Annotated in this window: 16 protein-coding genes; 1 reads left to right on the top strand and 15 read right to left on the bottom strand. The window is 46.8% G+C overall.

What is annotated here, in order from left to right; genetic code table 11:
* Positions 1 to 4: 4 nt before the first annotated feature.
* The 14 genes from AC3AQ9_RS03660 to AC3AQ9_RS03595 all read right to left on the bottom strand — a co-directional run bounded on the left by AC3AQ9_RS03660 (position 5) and on the right by AC3AQ9_RS03595 (position 13550).
* Positions 5 to 454: a GlcG/HbpS family heme-binding protein gene (locus AC3AQ9_RS03660; RefSeq protein ID WP_488306817.1), complete on the bottom strand. Its 450-nt coding sequence runs from the start codon at positions 452 to 454 to the stop codon at positions 5 to 7.
* Positions 455 to 475: 21 nt separating this feature from the next.
* Positions 476 to 1210, bottom strand: a complete 735-nt coding sequence (locus AC3AQ9_RS03655; RefSeq protein WP_488306088.1) for an SDR family NAD(P)-dependent oxidoreductase — start codon at positions 1208 to 1210, stop codon at positions 476 to 478.
* 18 nt (positions 1211 to 1228) lie between these two features.
* A complete protein-coding gene (locus AC3AQ9_RS03650; protein ID WP_488306087.1) occupies positions 1229 to 2650 on the bottom strand; it encodes an FAD-binding protein in 1422 nt (473 codons plus the stop codon).
* The gene (locus AC3AQ9_RS03645) at positions 2647 to 3543 is read right to left on the bottom strand and encodes an isocitrate lyase/PEP mutase family protein (protein WP_488306086.1); all 897 of its coding nucleotides are present in this window, start codon (positions 3541 to 3543) and stop codon (positions 2647 to 2649) included. Before AC3AQ9_RS03645 ends, AC3AQ9_RS03650 begins: the two co-directional genes overlap by 4 nt.
* Positions 3544 to 3560: 17 nt before the next feature.
* Positions 3561 to 4361, bottom strand: coding sequence for an adenylyltransferase/cytidyltransferase family protein (locus AC3AQ9_RS03640; protein ID WP_488306085.1), 801 nt, complete (start codon positions 4359 to 4361; stop codon positions 3561 to 3563).
* Positions 4362 to 4380: 19 nt separating this feature from the next.
* On the bottom strand, positions 4381 to 5334 hold the full coding sequence (locus tag AC3AQ9_RS03635) for a VOC family protein (protein ID WP_488306084.1): 954 nt from the start codon (positions 5332 to 5334) through the stop codon (positions 4381 to 4383).
* Positions 5335 to 6165: 831 nt separating this feature from the next.
* Complete coding sequence (dmpG, locus tag AC3AQ9_RS03630) at positions 6166 to 7179, bottom strand: 4-hydroxy-2-oxovalerate aldolase (protein WP_488306083.1); 1014 nt, start codon at positions 7177 to 7179, stop codon at positions 6166 to 6168.
* A gap of 12 nt (positions 7180 to 7191) precedes the next feature.
* Entirely contained in the window at positions 7192 to 8070 is an 879-nt protein-coding gene (locus AC3AQ9_RS03625) for an acetaldehyde dehydrogenase (acetylating) (RefSeq protein ID WP_488306082.1), read from the bottom strand.
* On the bottom strand, positions 8067 to 8858 hold the full coding sequence (locus tag AC3AQ9_RS03620) for a 2-keto-4-pentenoate hydratase (protein WP_488306081.1): 792 nt from the start codon (positions 8856 to 8858) through the stop codon (positions 8067 to 8069). Before AC3AQ9_RS03620 ends, AC3AQ9_RS03625 begins: the two co-directional genes overlap by 4 nt.
* Before the next feature lie 14 nt (positions 8859 to 8872).
* Positions 8873 to 9349, bottom strand: a complete 477-nt coding sequence (locus tag AC3AQ9_RS03615; RefSeq protein ID WP_488306080.1) for a flavin reductase family protein — start codon at positions 9347 to 9349, stop codon at positions 8873 to 8875.
* A gap of 25 nt (positions 9350 to 9374) precedes the next feature.
* Positions 9375 to 10328 (bottom strand): VOC family protein, encoded by a 954-nt coding sequence (locus AC3AQ9_RS03610; RefSeq protein ID WP_488306079.1) that lies wholly within the window; start codon positions 10326 to 10328, stop codon positions 9375 to 9377.
* 62 nt (positions 10329 to 10390) lie between these two features.
* On the bottom strand, positions 10391 to 11575 hold the full coding sequence (locus tag AC3AQ9_RS03605) for an acyl-CoA dehydrogenase family protein (RefSeq protein ID WP_488306816.1): 1185 nt from the start codon (positions 11573 to 11575) through the stop codon (positions 10391 to 10393).
* A gap of 94 nt (positions 11576 to 11669) precedes the next feature.
* Positions 11670 to 12527, bottom strand: a complete 858-nt coding sequence (locus AC3AQ9_RS03600; protein WP_488306078.1) for an alpha/beta fold hydrolase — start codon at positions 12525 to 12527, stop codon at positions 11670 to 11672.
* 387 nt (positions 12528 to 12914) lie between these two features.
* Entirely contained in the window at positions 12915 to 13550 is a 636-nt protein-coding gene (locus AC3AQ9_RS03595) for a GntR family transcriptional regulator (protein ID WP_488306077.1), read from the bottom strand.
* A 307-nt stretch (positions 13551 to 13857) separates the two neighbouring features.
* On the opposite strand from AC3AQ9_RS03595, the gene AC3AQ9_RS03590 reads away from it, so the two are divergent.
* Positions 13858 to 15192 (top strand): MmgE/PrpD family protein, encoded by a 1335-nt coding sequence (locus AC3AQ9_RS03590; protein ID WP_488306076.1) that lies wholly within the window; start codon positions 13858 to 13860, stop codon positions 15190 to 15192.
* A gap of 252 nt (positions 15193 to 15444) precedes the next feature.
* Here the strand turns inward: AC3AQ9_RS03590 and ppdK are convergent, their stop codons facing one another.
* Positions 15445 to 18111: a pyruvate, phosphate dikinase gene (gene ppdK, locus AC3AQ9_RS03585; protein ID WP_488306075.1), complete on the bottom strand. Its 2667-nt coding sequence runs from the start codon at positions 18109 to 18111 to the stop codon at positions 15445 to 15447.
* Between the last annotated feature and the right edge of the window lie 48 nt (positions 18112 to 18159).

Raw genomic sequence — 18159 nt, 5'->3', positions numbered from 1 at the left:
GGCTTTACACTACCTTTGAAGTCAATTCGCTTAACGCTTCTAAAGCCGCTTCGCATACTTGCATATCATGTGAATAATGGCCGCCGCTGACGCCGATGCCGCCAATCAATTCATCGTTGATTTTGATCGGGTAACCGCCGCCAAAGATTACCAGACGCTCTGTATGGACTAAGCCATGCAATAGGGGTGGATCGTCTTTCAAGCGGTCGTACCATTCATGAGTGGCACGGTTATAAGTTGCTGCGGAGAACGCTTTGTTCTGTGCAATGTCAAGGCTCAATACAGGTGCATTGTCCATTGCCGAGAAAGCTTTCAAGTTACCTACACGGTCCACGATGGCGATGCTGAACGGGATGCCCATTTCCTTGCCTTTTTCTGCTGCTGCTTCCAGTAATTTTGTGGCTAATGCCAGGCTAATGTTTTTCGACTCGATTGCTGTGATGAATTCGCTAATTTTAATCTACCCCTTTTAGTTTTATTGTTGTGAAACTGCGACCGGCTGGCCGGCCCCGAATGCTTCAATGGATGCTGCTGTAACGGCCACCATTTTTGGCAGGCAAAGATCGACAATGACGTGCGCGATATCAATCGGCTGCAGCCAGCTGGATTTGTTTACTCCGGCGCCAAGCACCGCCATCATTTGCGTATCGACTGGCCCCGGACAAACGGCGTTTACCCGGACCCCATAAGGCTTCAATTCTTCGCCTAATGCTTTTGAAAATCCGATAATGGCATGTTTGGATGAAATATAGGCGCTGCGATTCGGTCCGCCTTTTGTCCCCCAAATGGAGGAAATATTAATGATGACGCCTTCTCTTCTTTCAATCATTTCCGGAACGACCGCTTTGCTTAAATAAAACGGTGCATGGACATTGATGTCATGGACCCATTTCCATTCTTCGACGGACAGTTCGGTGATCGGCTTCATGCTCATGACTCCGGCATTGTTGATCAAAATGTCAATTTTCCCGAAGCGCTGCTTCACTTGATCAATTGCCCGGTCTACTGCTTGTTCATCTCCGACATCGCAAGTAATTGCAATGGCTTCTAAGCCGTATTGCTCTTTGATTGCCTGGACGACTTCTTTGCATTCTTCTTCGCTTCTGGCACAAACTGCCACATTGGCTCCGTGAGAAGCCAGCAGCAGGCTTGTTTCACGGCCGATTCCCCGGCCGCCGCCTGTGACGAACGCCACTTTTCCTGTTAACATATGCTTCACCTCCTTATGTTATGAATAAGTTTTCACCGTTGAAGCGATATACTGGACAGCATGTTCTCCTGCACGTTTTCCAAACACCAGGCTGCGCAATACCGATGTGCCCCCTGGGTATTTGCCGTAATATAAACCGGTCATTTCCCCGGCAGCGTATAATCCCGGAATCGGCTCGTTGTCATTGGAAACGACGCGGCCATGGATATCCGTCGCGATTCCGCCGTTAGTGAAAACATTGCAGCAGACGATCGGATAAGCGATAAAAGGACCTTGGTCAATCGGAATCGCCCAGTTGGATTTTGGCGGTTCAATGCCGACTGCCTGCTTGCCGTCTTTTACATTCCATAAGAATTGCCCAGGCTGCACAGCTTGGTTAAATTCTTCGACCGTTTTTTTCAAGTTTTCCGGTTTGATGTTCAGCTGCTCTGCCAAGCCCTCGATCGTATCGGAAACAATCGGCGGCTGTTCGGTTTGCAGCGCTTCCTCGTAATTCGGGATATCATACATTTTCTGATCTGTGATCATATAAGCGATATGGCCAGGCTGGTCATAGAAGATTTTTCGCGCCACGGCTTCGTACTGCTCGTCGATTGTCGCTTCCCCTTCATCGGTGAAGCGTTCTCCGCGCTGGTTCACGAGAATGGCGTATGGATAAGTCATGACGCCTGCTTCTTCGCGTTTACTGCGCGGGTCGACCGGTTCGGCATGGAACGAATCCCACTGGCCGGTTCCTTTAGCTCCTAATTGCTGCGCCATGCGGATCCCTTCGCCTTTGTTGTAATAGCCGCCTTCCGCAACCGGCGGAATCTTATGGGCGTCCCGGCCGATATACTGGGCCATCATTTCCTGGTTGCCTTGGAAGCCGCCAGCCGCCAAAATAACGGAATTCACTTTTAGTGCCAGACTTTCTCCGCCTTTGACTCGGATTTTCAAGCTTTCAACAGCACCTTCTTCATCGAGTTTCAAGTCCCAGGCTGTCGCTTCATAAATAATTTCAACATTCAGCGCCCGTGCACGCAGCGACAGCGTATCGATTAAAGCGCGCCCGCCTCCAACCGGCAATAGTCGAGGTTTTGAAGCAGTCAGGAACATTGTCGGCAAATAACCGAATTCGACGCCTTTCGATTCAACCCAGCGCAATGTAGGCCCGGCTTCATCATATAAAGTCTCAATGTACGCACGGTCAGAAAAATTATCCGAAAAAGCGAGCATATCTTCTTTGAAGTTTGCTGCTGGCTGGTCGATGTTTTCCATTCGCATATAAGCGGCTGTCCAGCGTGAATTGCCGCCACGGTTATCAAAATCGGCCCGTTCAATAATGGCGATTCTGATATTCTTGTTTTGTTCTTTCGCTTTTTCCGCCGCTGACAAAGCCGCTGCTGTACCTGCAGCTCCACAGCCAATAATGGCGATATCATAATCCACTTCTCTTGTCATCGTTTCGGCGCCTCCTCTGCTCTATCAAATTCAAGGTACTCTTTTTCCCATTGCTTGATTTGCTTCAGCTTAAACAGTTCTTGCCTTTCTTCCCATGTACAGATTAAATCATGGATATTTTGCTGCGATCGCTCCTGCTTTAAGACACGCAAACTTTCCTGTATCCCTTTAATGGCGGAGCGCAGCACCGTATTGGCGCAAAGCATGATTTGAAAGCCCATTTCCTCCGCTTCCTCCAGCGACACAAGCGGCGTACTGCCACCTTCCACCATATTGATGATATGCGGAATATCGGGTACGTTTGCAGTAATTTCCATCAATTGCGCGATGGTTGTCGGCGCTTCCACAAAAATCACATCAGCACCAGCTTCTTTATAAGCATTTGCCCGCTCCAGCGCTTCGCCCATACCGTACACAGCCAAGGCGTCCGTCCGTGCAATGATGGAGAGATTATCGTCTTTCCGTGTATCCACTGCGGCCTTGATTTTGTAGACCATCTCTTCTTTTGAAATGACTTGCTTCCCGCCAAAATGGCCGCATTTCTTCGGCGCCACTTGATCTTCAAACTGGATAGCGGAAGCGCCCGCCCGTTCGAGCTGTTTCACGGTGCGCATCAAATTGATGGCATTGCCGAATCCGGTATCCCCATCAACGACGATTGGCACATTTGTGACATCCGACATCCGGCTGACCACATCCGCAATTTCTGTGACAGCCGTTAATCCTACATCCGCCCAGCCAAGCTGAGCATTCGAGATTCCAGCTCCTGTCGCATAAATGGCGGGAAATCCTGATTCTTCTATTAAACGCGCCGTCATGCCGTCATATGCTCCTGGCAAAATAAATGCATTTGGCTGCTGAAGCAGCGCTTTGAATTGTTTGTTCTTTGACATCCAACCATCCTTTGTCATTAAGTCATTAAACTGAAAGCAGTTTCTTCCACTTCTTTATGCCATTTGATTGTCATCATCCGATCTGAGATAAAACCGACTCGGTTGAAATTGATTTGCTGGTCAGCTGTCACTTGCAGAATGCCTACGATTTCCCGGTCATGGCATTTCACCGTGGCGACATATTCTCCTCTTGCCGGCAAAGTATATTGCGGCAATAATCCATTCTCCGGACACCATTCCACCGTGTAAGGTTCTCCGAGCAAATTCTGGATAAATTCAATATCACCTATTGCCAGGCTTTCACGGATTCGGGTTGAACTGATTTTGTCTCCACAAAGATCCACCTTTGCAACTTCAGTAACGCCATAATACCCGTTGCCGTGTGCATAAAGCGTATTGACGTTGCCGGCTCCTCTGGATCCATAAGTGTAGTCATAACCGCATACCACATGCTTTGCTCCAAGTCCGACCAGATAATGTTCAGCGAATAGCTGCGGGGAAAGAGAAGCGAAATCCAGACTGAATTCAACAATCAAGAAATAATCGACGCCCAGCTCTTTAAGCCGCTGCTGCTTTTTTTCCAGTGGCATCAGATACTCGACATGTTCCTGCCCTTTTGACAACACACTCTTCGGATGCGGGAAGAAGCTCATGACCGACAAAGGCAAGCCCAATTCGTCCGCTTTTCTGCGGGCGGCTTCAATCACTTTCCGATGCCCTTTATGGAGTCCGTCAAAAAATCCCAAAGCGATTACATGCGGCGGAAGCGTTTGCTGGCAATGCTGCAAATTGGCGTGATTGATCTCGATTGTTTTCATAGGGTTTCGCCTCTCTTCCTTATTTTGCTTCGATTGTGATATTGTTCAATTCCTTGTCCTGGACAGTATCGCCCCAATACGTATTGCCGAATGCCCGATCTTTCATCGTCCATTCCACCGGTTCCCAATCCGGCTCAAAAATCAAATAGCCACCCGTGAATAATTCGACTCGGAAGCCGCTGCCTGGATCCATGACATATAAGTAAAGCGCCTGTGAAATGCCATGCTTGCCAGGTCCGATAAAATCGATATTATGTTCGCGGAGAATATCGGCTGCCCGCAAGATATCCTGTGAATCATCCGACCAATACGATATGTGATGTATGCGTGCCGGAGTCGGCAAGGTTGGTTTTTGCGCTACCGCAATATCGTGGACCAGCTGTGTAACACTCATCCAGCCGGCGATAACGTCTCCATTGTCATCCCGCAAATACTCCCGCATATTAAAGCCTAATTGCTTCAGAAAATCGTAAGTGATGCCTGCATCTGTGGAAGTGTGAATGTTGACATGATCAAGCCTTCTTGGCGATACACCTTTAGACCACGATTTATAAGTCTGGTTTTTCAAAATCGACTTCCGGCTTTCTTCAACTGCCGGCCGTTCAACATCGTAATATAATTCAAAGGTATGGCCGCTCGGCAATTTAAAACGGATGGCTTCACCAATGCCCGGAGTTGTTCCGGCTGCTAAGTAGTCAACAGGAACTCCGTCTTGATCCAATAACTTCCGGAACCCTTCTACATCTTCACGGTGCTTCGTACGCCAGCCGATATATTTCACATGCCCGCTATCGCCTTTTTCGATTGATAAAGTATGGTGCTGGAAATCACCCCAAGCCCGCAAATAATGGACTCCATCGATAACCGTTGTTTCTTCGAGCCCGATTACTTCTTTAAAAAAATGCAAAGACTTTTCTAAATCTGGAGTAACCAAGGCCACATAGCCCAATTTCGCAATTTCCGGATTGCCCATTTCATCCCCGCCTTTTGTATGCGTTTACAAATCAATTTAAAGAATTTGTTGAATATACTGAAATATTACACAAACAAAATATTACATACTAGAGTAGAAATTATTCGATTCCCAAGGAGTTTTCCGTTGGTTTTTGTTGGTTTTTGATTTTCAAGCTTTAAGTCTCTAAAATTAATAAATAATAAAATTTTTCTGCTCAACTTTCCCTGCTTTATTGAACGTTGATAAATCATTTAGTTGTGGACTCGATCAACCGATATTCTGCCAGACAGTTGCGAAGACATTAGCTGAAGCTTTCGAGGCTAAGTCTTTGCGACGAAGCAGCGAAGCGATGCAGGAGCATATGTTTTAGTCGCGGGCGAGCCCCAAGCCGCTTCTTTGCTGCGCTAGCTTCGAGATATGAAAGAGCGTTGCAGGGTCTGGGCTGTTTGGCTTCATATCTGAAGAGCACGAACAAAAAATAGAAAGCTTTCTCGAACAGTCACTGTTTTAGAGAACTGTTAAAGAAAACTAAAGGAAGCTGAATGCAGCGGAAGGCGGCGACTTCTGCGGGAGCAGCGTAGCGAGGCGAATCCTGAGACCCCACAGGGAATGAGTTGGGCAAAAGCAGTTTGCCCAACTCATTTGCGACGAAGCTAGCGCAGCGATGCAGGAGCACAAGGCTTTTGCCAGCGAGCGAGGAGGCTTAGGTCGCCCCCCGCGAAAAGCGTCCGCCTAGAGCGCAATGAGACCAGAACCTAAAAGTTTGTCCATAACCTGAAAAAACGCTGGAAAGATTTCTCTTCCCAGCGTTTTGCTTACCTATAGGATTCCATTATTCACGAATGCTGCTTAAAGAGCTTTCTTCACAGCAAAACTTTGAGCCACATCATAAATTAAATCTTCTTGACCGCCGACCGCTTTCATGCGGCCCAGTTCCACGAGGATATCGCGTTCATCGACGCCGAATTTCTTGGCAGCTGTTTGCGTATGCAGCAAGAAGCTGGAATAGACACCTGAATAACCCATGATCAAACTGGATCCGGTGATTTCTTGTGGACGCTGCATGAAAGGAGCCACTACATCATTTGCTACGTCCATGATTGAGTACAAATCGATGCCGGTCTGATAGCCGAGGCGTTCAAGCACTGCAACCATCACTTCAGTCTGCGTATTGCCGCTGCCTGCACCTAATGCGCGCAGGCTGCCGTCGATATATGTAGCACCTGCTTGGACTGCTGCTATGGTATTCGCCATTGCCATCGATAAATTATTATGGCCATGGAAACCGATTTCACAGCCGACAGATTGTTTCAAAGCGCTGATGCGCTCTGTCACTTCATGCGGCAACATATAACCCGCTGAATCCGTGACATAAATAACTTCAGCGCCGTAGCTTTCAAACAGTTTGGCTTGTTCGACAATTTTTTCCACCGAGGCCATATGTGCCATCATCAGAAATCCGACCGTCTTCAAGCCCAGTTCGCGCCCGAGCGCAATATGCTGCGCTGCGACGTCCGCTTCCGTAACATGCGTCGCAACGCGCACCATTTTAGCCCCGGCTTTCACCGCATCCTGCAGATCTTCCTTGATGCCGATTCCAGGAATAAGAAGCACCGAAACTTTCGATGTCTTGCAGACACTTGCTGCCGCTTCAATCAGCTTCAGTTCGTCCACTTTCGATAACCCGTATTGCAGTGAAGAACCGCCCAGGCCATCTCCATGCGACACTTCAAAATAATTCACACCAGCCTGATCAAGGCCTTTTGCTGTATCAATCACTTGCTGTTCCGTAAAAGCATGCCTCATCGCATGGCTTCCGTCACGCAAAGTGACATCCAATATTTCAAATGAGCGTTGTGACATCCGATTTCCCTCCTACACTTCAGCGGCTGCCAGCTGTTTCGCAAGTTCGTTTGCTACTTTGGCCGCGGCTGCTGTCATAATATCCAAATTTCCTGAGTAAGGCGGGAAGAAATCGCCTGCCCCTTCCACTTCCAAAAAGACCGATACTTTCCGGCCATCGAATTGCGGAGTTCCGCGCAAGCGGTATCCTGGCACATAACTTTGCACGTCTTTCACCATGTCATGGATCGAAGCGATAATTTCTTCTTCTTTTCCATCTTCAGCAATTAAGGCGTGAACTGTATCCCGCATAATGATCGGCGGTTCAGCTGGATTCAAAATGATGATGGCTTTGCCTTTTTTGGCTCCGCCCACTTGCTCGATCGCTTTTGAAGTCGTGCGCGTGAATTCATCGATGTTAGCACGGGTACCCGGTCCGGCACTTTTGCTGGAAACGGTCGCTACGATTTCTGCATATTCCACTTCCACCACGCGGTTGATGGCGTTGACGATCGGAATCGTCGCCTGGCCGCCGCAAGTCACCATATTCAAATTGGGCTCAGAAAAATGCTCATTTAAGTTTACAGTCGGAACGGTGAACGGCCCGATTGCTGCTGGTGTCAAGTCGATGACTTTTTTGCCTGCCGCCACCAATAGCTCGCTATGGTGCTTATGCGCTTTGGCGGAAGTGGCGTCAAAGACGATATCAACCAATTCCAGGCGTTCCATCAAACCGTCGATGCCGTCCGCAACCACAACATAACCTCGGTCTGCTGCACGTTTCAGTCCTTCCGACTCCGGATCGATGCCGACCATAACACTCATTTCGAGCGCATCGCTGCGTTCGATTTTATACATTAAATCGGTGCCGATATTACCGGAACCGATGATGCCCACCTTTAATTTCCTCACACTTTTTCACCTTCCCTTACAAACGTAATGGCGACTTCACCCAGTTCACTGAAATCGGCTTTAAACACATCATCCGCTTCAAACGGTACAGCTTTGGATAATGCCCCGGCCAAGATGAAATAGCCGGCGCGCAATGTAATGCCGTAATCCGCTACAGCATTAGCTAGCCAAGCCACCGCTTTTGCCGGATGGCCCATGACCGCTTCACCTTTAGCGGAATCAAATACTTCACCGTTGCGGTAGACAGTCATTTCAACTGCAGCCAAATCGACAGCTGTAAGAGAAGTTCTCTTGGTTCCAAGAATCGCACCCGCTGATGATCCATTATCTGCTACGGTATCTTCAAATTTGAACTGCCAGTTTTCAATGCGGCTGTCGATGATTTCAATTGCCGGCACGACGTAATCGGTGGCCGCCAAAACATCTTCTACTGTTACGCCAGGGCCTTCAAGATCTTTTTTGAGAATAAAAGCGATTTCGAATTCCACTTTCGGCTGGATAAATTGATCCATATTGACGGCTTTTTCTTCGCCGTAAACCATCGAATCAAGAACATGGCCATAATCAGGTGTTCTAACATTGAACATGTCCTGCATCACTTTGCTCGTCAATCCGATTTTCAATCCTTTGACTTGGGCTCCTTGCTGCAGCTTTTCCTGAATCTGCAGCAGCTGGATCCCATAAGCATCCTCAACAGAAATTTCTTCTGCTGAGGATGTAAAAGGAGGAATCGGCGTTTTATCTTTTTCAGCTTGCGCCAAGAGATTTGCTGCTTTTTGAATATCCATCCTTTTCCTCCTTTTTACAAAATGGCTGTTTTCTCTGCTAAAGCGTGGTATTGGCCGCTGAAGAAAATCAGCGGATTGCCTTCTTCCAAACGGATATCCAGCACTTCACCAATCAATAATGTGTGGTCTCCTTCGATATGTTCAGCGACCACTTTGCAGCTGACTTGCGCTAAAGCTTTTGGCACGACCGGAAGCCCGGCTAGTTCAGCGAATTCGATTTTACTGTCGTCTTTCAATTGGCCGGCAAACATTCTTGAATAATTCTCCTGGTCTGCTGCCAGGATATTTACTGCGAATTTTTGTGACACTTTCACTTTTTCTAAAAAGCGCGCTTTGTGCCCGATTGACACGACTACCAGCTTCGGTGTCAAAGAAACTGACATAAAAGCATTGGCCGTCATTCCGGCTGGCTCGTTTTCAAATTCCGTTGTCAGCACCGTGACTCCTGTTGTGAATTTTCCCATTGCGTCTCTAAATAAACGGTCATCCATAGTTGTTGCCTCCTCGAGTATCTTATTATGCTTTTATTGTTGGATTGTTTTCTGTTGAAGCATCCATTTGGTCGCCCCAGTAAGTAAAGCCGATATCCATTTCATCCAATGTCCAGACAATTGGTTCCCAATCCGGTTCAAAGATCAAGTAGCCGTTAGTGAAGATTTCCACACGCAGACCGCTGCCCGGGTCGATTGCGTAAATATACATCGCCTGGGAAATTCCGTGCTTTCCTGGGCCTTTGAAGTAAATGCCATTTTCTTTTAGAATATCCGCGGCACGCAGCAAGTCCTGCGCATTGTCCAACCAGTACGAAACGTGGTGAATTTCGTTTGTTGAAGCTGCATTTGGATCGAAGCTGATGGCAATATCATGCACTAGAGGCGTTACACTCAACCAAGCGCCGACTAAACTGCCGTCCGGAGCTTCCACACATTCGCGCATTTTGAAGCCCAATTTCTCCATCAGGAAATCCGATAATTCATTTGCCGGCAATGAAGACAGCAAATTCACGTGATCGATGCGGCGAGGTGATACTCCGCGTGCCCAAGAACGATGCGACTGATTTTTTAATACAGAACGGCTCTTAGGATCTGCCAGCGTTTTTTCCATCTCGTAATAAAGTTCCAGTGTATGGCCGCTTGGCATCTTGAAACGGAAAGCTTTGCCTTGTCCTGCTTCAATGCCTTCTTCATTCCAAGTGATTTCAGTGCCTGATTCTTGTAAAAGCTGAGCAAACGCTTCAACGTCTTCCGGTTTTTTCGTACGCCATGCAATATGGTCCAATTTCGCTTCTTCACCTTGTCGCACTGTCATCGTATGGTGCTCAAAATCTCCCCAAGCCCGCAAATAATGCACGCCATCTTTTTCTTCTGTTTCTTCAAGGCCTAAAATTTCTTTGAAGAACCACAGTGATTTTTCAAGATCTGTTGATACTAAACCAAAATGCCCTAATTTCGCGATTTCTGGAATTGCCATTCGAATTTCCCCCTTATGGTTGGTTGATTAGTTGAAATGGGTTTAAGTTACTTCTATATAATTTAAACGAAATATGTGTTAGGTTCCTGTCCGCACATGACGCGTCCGTATGTTTCGATCAAGCTGGATGGTGTGATGAAACCGTGCAGGTGCATCGACAGGAAATCACGGTAGACCAGCTGGAACAAGTTGTTGTTGTAAGAGAACACCGATCCTGCAGCTTCTGTCAGTATGTCGACCGCTTCTTTGCAGAGCTGGTTAACATAGCCGAAATCCGCTTTCATGCGAATGCCTTCTGCCATCGTCAGCTGCAGCCCTCTCACCGAATAATCATCAAGCATATCTACTGCCCGGTATAAGTGAAGTTCAGCAGAATCGATTTTCAGCTGCGCTTGTGCCACTTGCAGGTGGGTGATCGGTGCTTCGCTCATTTTGTTATAGAAGGTATTGCCGATTCCCGCTTTTCCAACGCGTTCCATGTGAAGGTCCAGCGCCGCCTGCGCCAAGCCTAAAGCCGGTGCAACGATTGACAAGGTCAATGAAGGGACGAAAGGTGTTTGGTAAAGCGGGATATCTTTTAACGGTTCGATCATGTATTCGCCTTGTCTCGCCAAACGGTCAAGCGATACGCGGTGCTCCGGAAGGAAGACATTTTCCACGCGGACGCTGTTGCTGCCTGATCCTTTTAATCCCATTACGTTCCAGTCATCGAGAACCGTCACTTCATGTCTTGGCAGCACCATGATCGCCATTTCCATTCCGCCGTTTTCGTCAGCTACCGGGAATCCGAAATAGAACCAGTCCGCATGGGGGCTTCCAGATACGAATGGCCATTGCGCTTCTTTGATGAAATAGCCGCCATCCGCTTTTTCAATTTCACATTTGATGGGTTTGAAGTTCCCGGCCAAAATGACGTCTTCCCCAGGCCCGAAGATTTCATCCAGCGCCTGCTGCCCGAATGCATAAGAGATCATGTAATCGCGGATATTGCTCAATGACACAAACCAGCCGGCCGAACCGTTGCCCCGTGAAATTTCAGTTACCACTTCGGTGAATGTCCGCATATTCGTCTGATGCCCATCGAAAATTTCCGGACGAAGTACTTTCAATAAGCCATTTCTTTGAAGATCATGTACCAATTCATCCGGTATTGCACTGTTGCGATCAATGTCAAAACTCAAGTCTCTCAGTTTTGGAATTAACGCTGTGCCGTTTTCAACCAGTTGTTTTTTAATATCTGTCGCCATTTGAGTCAATATAGCCACACCCCTTATCATTTTTTATCTGTATCTGTATCTGTATCTGTATCTGTCATTTGACTGGCTGTTTGTAAATATTGGATTAAACCTTGTTAAACACTTTACTGCGGTCGAAGAAGTCATGAGTCAATTTAACAAATTGCTCTTTCTGCTCAATTTGCGCCCAGTGTCCGCAGCGTTTGAATACATGCAGTTCGGCGTTTTCCAGATAATCCATCGCATAAAGGCTGCTCGCTAATGGAACAAAACGGTCCTGATGGCCATGGATCAATAGGAATTCATGCTTCATGCGCTTCAAAGCGGACGGCGGAACCAGCATATCCGATAATTGCGTGTTCTTGAAGTTAGCTTCATAAGATCTAAGAACTTCCGGACGGTTAAACATTTCCATGCGCTGTTCCACAATGGCATCTAGTTTATCTTCCATGCCGGTCGTGTCATAAAGGAACCAGCTCAACAAGTTGCGCAGCGATTTCGCTGTCGGGTCTTTATGGAAATTCGCCAGTTTGCTGAGTTCCGGAGTCGGTTCAGTCAATCCGCCGCCTGCGCCCATCAAAACGATGCGGTCAAAGCGGGCCGGCGTATCCATCGCAAGGAATAAAGAAATGACGCCGCCAAGTGAATTCCCGACCAAATGGGCTTTTCCGACATTCAAGCTGTCCATCAGGTTCAATACTTGTTCGATCCGCAAGTTCATCCATTGCACACCATTCGCCGGATATTCTGCCGGGTGATCTGTCTCGCCAAACCCAACAAGATCCGGTGCCACTACATGATAGTCGTTGGCATAATGCGCCAATACATCCTGCCAGTTCGAACTGGCACTTGCACCAGGTCCGCTGCCGTGAAGGAAGAGGATCGTTTCGCTGTTGCCCACTCCACCTTCATGGATCAATGTTTCGTATGTTCCTGTTTTCACTTTGCGTGTCGTAATCGGCATTTATATCTGCTCCTTTTTCACTGAAATTTTAGTTTCAAGAAATTATCAAACATCAATTTAAAAACTTGTAGATTTTTCATCTTTACGTTAAAACTAAAATTCTAATATTTTAGTATGTGTAAATTCCAGCGCCTTCCTGACTTCATCTGCCGCAAACCATTTTTTCAGTTTCGAAGAAATAAAACGCTTACATTTTGTGTGGAGACGATCCGCTGATTTTACCGGCCCTCCTTTCCGCTTTCTCTTTCAGCTTTCTGTGGTTCTTGTTTTTGATTCTATGCTGAATGCCTTGAACTTTCAATCAATTTTGAAAACTCAATAAATAGTTACTTAATTCTTTTTCGTTTTCTGTATAAAACTTACTGAAAATCGGATCGTTTTCTGCTTTTAGACATTCACTTGCTTGTATTTTTCGGTAATAAATTGCGCAACTCGCATTAAATGCTTTTTCATCAAAAGCTCCGTCAATTTCGTGTCACGGTCTTTCAATGCATAATAAATCATCCGGTGTTCCGCTTGGGACTGTTCCCGGTTACCGCCTTGGAACAGCTCATCGGAAATGTTGACGTAGTTCAAATAATCCCAATTGATTTTATTGGACCGGAAAGCAAAATCGTTGTTTGCCGCTTTGCAGATAACGGTATGGAATTGCACATTCAAAGCCTCATACTCTTCAGAAGCCAAACTGGGATTTTCCATTCTTTCAAGCACTTTTCTCAACTCTTCCAGCTGGAATTCATTGATTGAACGCGCCGCCTGCTCAGCTAAAAAGACGTCAATGGCCACACATAATTGCAGGCGATCAAAGATTTCCTTTTGGTCGGGGCGACGGACAAACACGCCCACTTGCGGTGTGATGGTGATATACCCTTCCCGTTCCAATTGCGCCAGCGCTTTATGGACCGGCGTCCGGCTCATGTTCATTTGCGCTGCCAGCTCATTGATGCTGATTGATTCCTGCATGGTGAATTTTCCGTGGACAATCATATTTTTGATGTTCTTATAAGCTTGTTCTTCTTTCATGAAAACCCCTCCACTTTTTCGAGCTAATATTTTAGTATAGTTGATTCCCCTATAAACATAATTTTCAGACATCGTATTCGAACTATAATGGGAACCTGTTTCATTTGTCAATATCAGTTCTATACTCACTATCCCTTCAAACCAATCAAAATCAGAAATAAACATAGAGAACGTTCCAAAATATGATGCGCTTTTTGTGTTTTCATTTCTTTGAATAAAGCCATTCATCAGCTCCGGCGTCCAATAAATAGATTGTCCAGAACTCTTCTTAAGGTTAGTATGGAACTAATATTCTGATAAGGAAGTGATGGATTTGCCGCTAAGCGTTGAACTGGTCCGTGCCATTCGCATTCGCCAAAATAAAGGATTGCCTGATGAAATTCTCGATAAAGCAAGGCTGCATATTAAAGATACCGTCGCGATTTCTCTTGCTGCCCATAAAGGAGCGCCTATCGCCAAGCAATCAATCTCCGCATTTACTCTGGGCTCGGCAGGCTCCTCCCAAGTGATCGGCAGTGCCCTGCGCCTTCCGCCAGGCCATGCGGCTTTTTCCAATACCGCTTTGGCACATGCGTTGGATTTTGATGACATCAACGATTTGTCCAGAATCCATCCGACACCCGTGACTTTGGCAGCTGCTTTAGCGGCAGCTGATATTGGAAAACCGCCAGCCATCGATCTGGTGACAGCTGTCGCCATTGGAAATGAAATCATGTGCCGGATGGGCAGAGCCATTGAACCAAAAGGCATTGGTGCTGATGCAAACTGGTTCTTAAGCCAGCTTTTCGGCTATTTTGGTGCAGCCATCACCGCTGGCCTCGTTCTCGGCTTGACCGATGAGGAACTCGTGCACGCTATCGGCCTAGCCTATATGCAGGCAGCGGGTGGAAAAGAAGCCGGCGTCGGCACGGGTTCTCAGGCCAGGTCGATTTATCCGGCATTCGCTTCGATGGGAGGCGTTCAAGCTGCATTATTGGCCAGCCAAGGAGTGACTGCTCCTGCCAGCAGCTTGGACGGGCCGACAGGATTTTTCCCGATTTATTTCGGTCGGAATCTTGCTGAACATCAGCGGGAAATTTTACTCGATACGGACAGCTGGACTTTTTCCGATACGTCCATCAAGCTTTTTCCCAGCTGCCGCTATTCCCATCCTTTTATCCATTCGGCAATAATTCTCCGGAACACCATCGAAGTGGGTGAAATCAATAAAATTATTATCGGAGTCAACGAAACTGCAGCGATGCTTTGCCGTCCTTTAGCGGACCGTTGCCGTCCCCGGACATTGCAGGACGCCAAGTTCAGCATCCCGTTCATGGTGGCATTCGCTTTTGTCCACGGTCGAGTGGATCTGAATAATTTAACGGAAAAAGCTTTGGATGACGCAGCGGTTTTGCAGCTTGCCGCTATGATTGAAGTAGAGCCAACTCAAGAAAATGCTCCAGGTTTGCCGCCTGGGGATATACGTGTTTTTTCCAAATCAGCAGAGCACAATCACACATATATCCTTGGACCTGAAACGGCTTTGGATAAAGTGAAAAACAAGTTCATCCAATGCTGCTATTTTGCTGAAATTGAAGACCCTGAAGCATTATGGGACAGGCTTTCTCAGCAATTGGATGATGGGCTGCTGACGCTTCGATGACACGGGCATTGATGTCAATAGAGATGTATTTATCCCTGCATACACAAAAACCGATGGGTTCCTAGTCCATCGGTTTTTGTGTATGGTTAATAGATATTGTTATTGAAGAAAACTGTATTATAGTCCAATTATCGAGGATTTATAGGAAGACAGCAGACCATTTGCTTTATATATTGCCGTCTAATCGCAAAAGAGGATGAATTAAAGAGTCCAACATAAGGCAGTTTCCCTTGAGTCGGACTCTTTCTGTTGTTAGCTTAATGTGTATACCGTTTTTTTCAGTTGATGTTTTATAGCCGCTTGTGCAGCTGCTAAGCGCGCTAATGGAACGCGGTATGGTGAGCAGCTGACATAATCCAGCCCTTGAAGGGAACAAAATTCAATCGAACTTGCTTCTCCGCCATGTTCTCCGCAAATCCCTGTTTTTAATGTAGGCTTTGTTTTTTTGCCAAGTTTAATGCCTGTTTTGATAAGCTCGCCAACGCCGGCTCGATCGAGAACAGCAAATGGATTATCCGTCAAAATTTTATTTTCTACATAATCTTTCAAAAACTTGCCTTCTGCATCATCCCTGCTGTAACCGAAAGTGGTTTGCGTTAAATCATTGGTGCCGAATGAGAAAAAGTCGGCTTCCGTCGCAATTTCATCCGCAGTAAGCGCCGCACGTGGCACTTCAATCATGGTTCCTACTGTATATTCGATTTGTACCCCTGTCTTCTGCTGGACTGCAGCTGCCGTCTCAATGACCAGCTGGCGCATTATTTTTAATTCATTTACATGGCCAACAAGCGGAATCATGATTTCCGGGATTACAGTAATCCCTTTGTCCTCCAATGATGCGGCTGTATTGAAGATCGCTTCAACCTGCATCTGATAAATTTCAGGGAAACTGATGCCGAGGCGGCATCCCCGGTGGCCAAGCATCGGATTGGATTCATCCAATTGGCGTACGCGCTTCAGCAGTTTTTCTTTTTCAGTGAGTTCTTTAGAACCCGGATTGGTTATCTGCAGTTTTGCCACTTCTACCGCCAAATGTTCTTTGTCCGGCAAAAATTCATGAAGCGGCGGATCCAGGAGCCGTATCGTTACTGGAAGCCCCTCCATTGCTTCAAAAATCCCCTTGTAATCACTTTCCTGCATAGGCAATAGTTTATCCAACGCTTGTTTTCGTTGTTCCTCGGTTTCAGCTAGAATCATTTGCTGCACAATCGGAACCCGGTCGGCTTCCATAAACATATGCTCAGTCCGGCATAAACCGATGCCTTCTGCTCCAAATTCCAAGGCTTTTTTCGCATCTTTGGGATTGTCTGCATTAGCACGCACGCCAAGCGTCCGTTCTTGGTCTGCCCATGACAGCAGCAGCTCGAATTCCTTCGAAAGTTCAGGATCGATCATCGGGATTTCACCTATGATAATTTCTCCTGTTCCGCCGTCAATTGTGATGGTATCCAACCGTTTTACGATCGTTTCCCCTACTTGAAACTGCTGCAACTGCATGTCGATTTTCAACGCTTCACAGCCGCAAATACATGATTTCCCCATTCCTCTGGCTACAACTGCGGCATGACTTGTCATGCCTCCCCGGCTGGTGACCACACCTTGAGCTGCATGAATGCCATGAATGTCATCAGGCGTGGTTTCAGTACGGACCAAGATCACTTTTTCACCATCGTTGTTTAGTTGTTCAGCTTCATCCGGGTCAAAAACGACACGTCCCGTCGCCGCTCCTGGAGAAGCCGGCAAGCCTTTTGCCAAAATTGCTTTCTCGAACTTATCGTCAATGCGGCGGTGAAGCAGCTGATTCAGCTGTTCCGGTTCTACGCGGCCAATCGCTTCTTTTTTGGAAATCACACCTTCTTCCACCATTTCGACCGCAATCCGAAGGGCTGCTTGGGCAGTCCGTTTGCCATTCCGGGTTTGAAGGATAAACAATTTTCCATGCTCCACGGTAAATTCAATATCCTGCATATCGTGGTAATGCTTTTCAAGCCGGCGGCACACTTCCACGAATTGTTCGAATACCTCAGGCATATCTTTTTGCAGAGTCTGTATTGGATTAGGGGTTCGTATGCCCGCAACCACGTCTTCTCCTTGTGCATTGATGAGATATTCCCCGTACAGCAGCGATTCACCGGTGGATGGATTTCGCGTGAAGGCAACGCCTGTGCCAGAATCTTCTCCCATATTGCCAAATACCATGCTCTGTATATTGACCGCTGTACCGTAATGCCCTGGAATTTTATTCAATTGGCGGTATATAATCGCCCGCTGGTTATTCCATGAATCGAATACAGCATTGATGGAAAGGAAAAGCTGTTGCATCGGATCCTGTGGAAAGTCTTCCTTTGTATGTTTTCTTACAATTTGTTTGTAAGTCGATATGACTTCCTTCCAATCTTCAGCTGTCATTTCGGGATCACTGTGATAACCTTTTGCTTCTCTGATTTTTTCCAGTTGCTGCTCAAAGTAAAAGACATCTATTTCCAGCACCACATTTGAGAACATCTGGATGAACCGGCGGTATGAATCATAAGCAAAGCGCGGATTGTTGGTTAAACGGGCTACCGCCTCCACGGTCTGATCATTCATCCCCAGATTCAAAACCGTATCCATCATCCCCGGCATGGAAAATACAGACCCGGAGCGCACTGAGACGAGTAAAGGATTGTCGGTACTGCCCAATTTTTTCCCGGTCTTTTCTTCCAGTCGGCCCAGCGATGCCAAAATTTCCGATTTCACTTCCTCTTGTATGCGCTTGCCTGATTCGTAGTAATCATTGCAGGCTTTGGAGGAAATCGTAAAACCATACGGAACCGGCAGACCGATATTTGTCATTTCAGCTAAATTTGCCCCTTTTCCACCCAGAATTTCCTTCATGCCGCTATTGCCTTCGTCGAACATATATACCTTTTTATCCATTCTCCAAGCCCCCTATAAAGTAAATACGCTATTTGAAATGTGGTGTCC

The organism is Planococcus sp. VCh962, assembly GCF_057748275.1.
The sequence above is the reverse complement of the archived record's forward strand: the minus strand, read 5'-3'. Positions and strand labels throughout refer to the sequence as shown.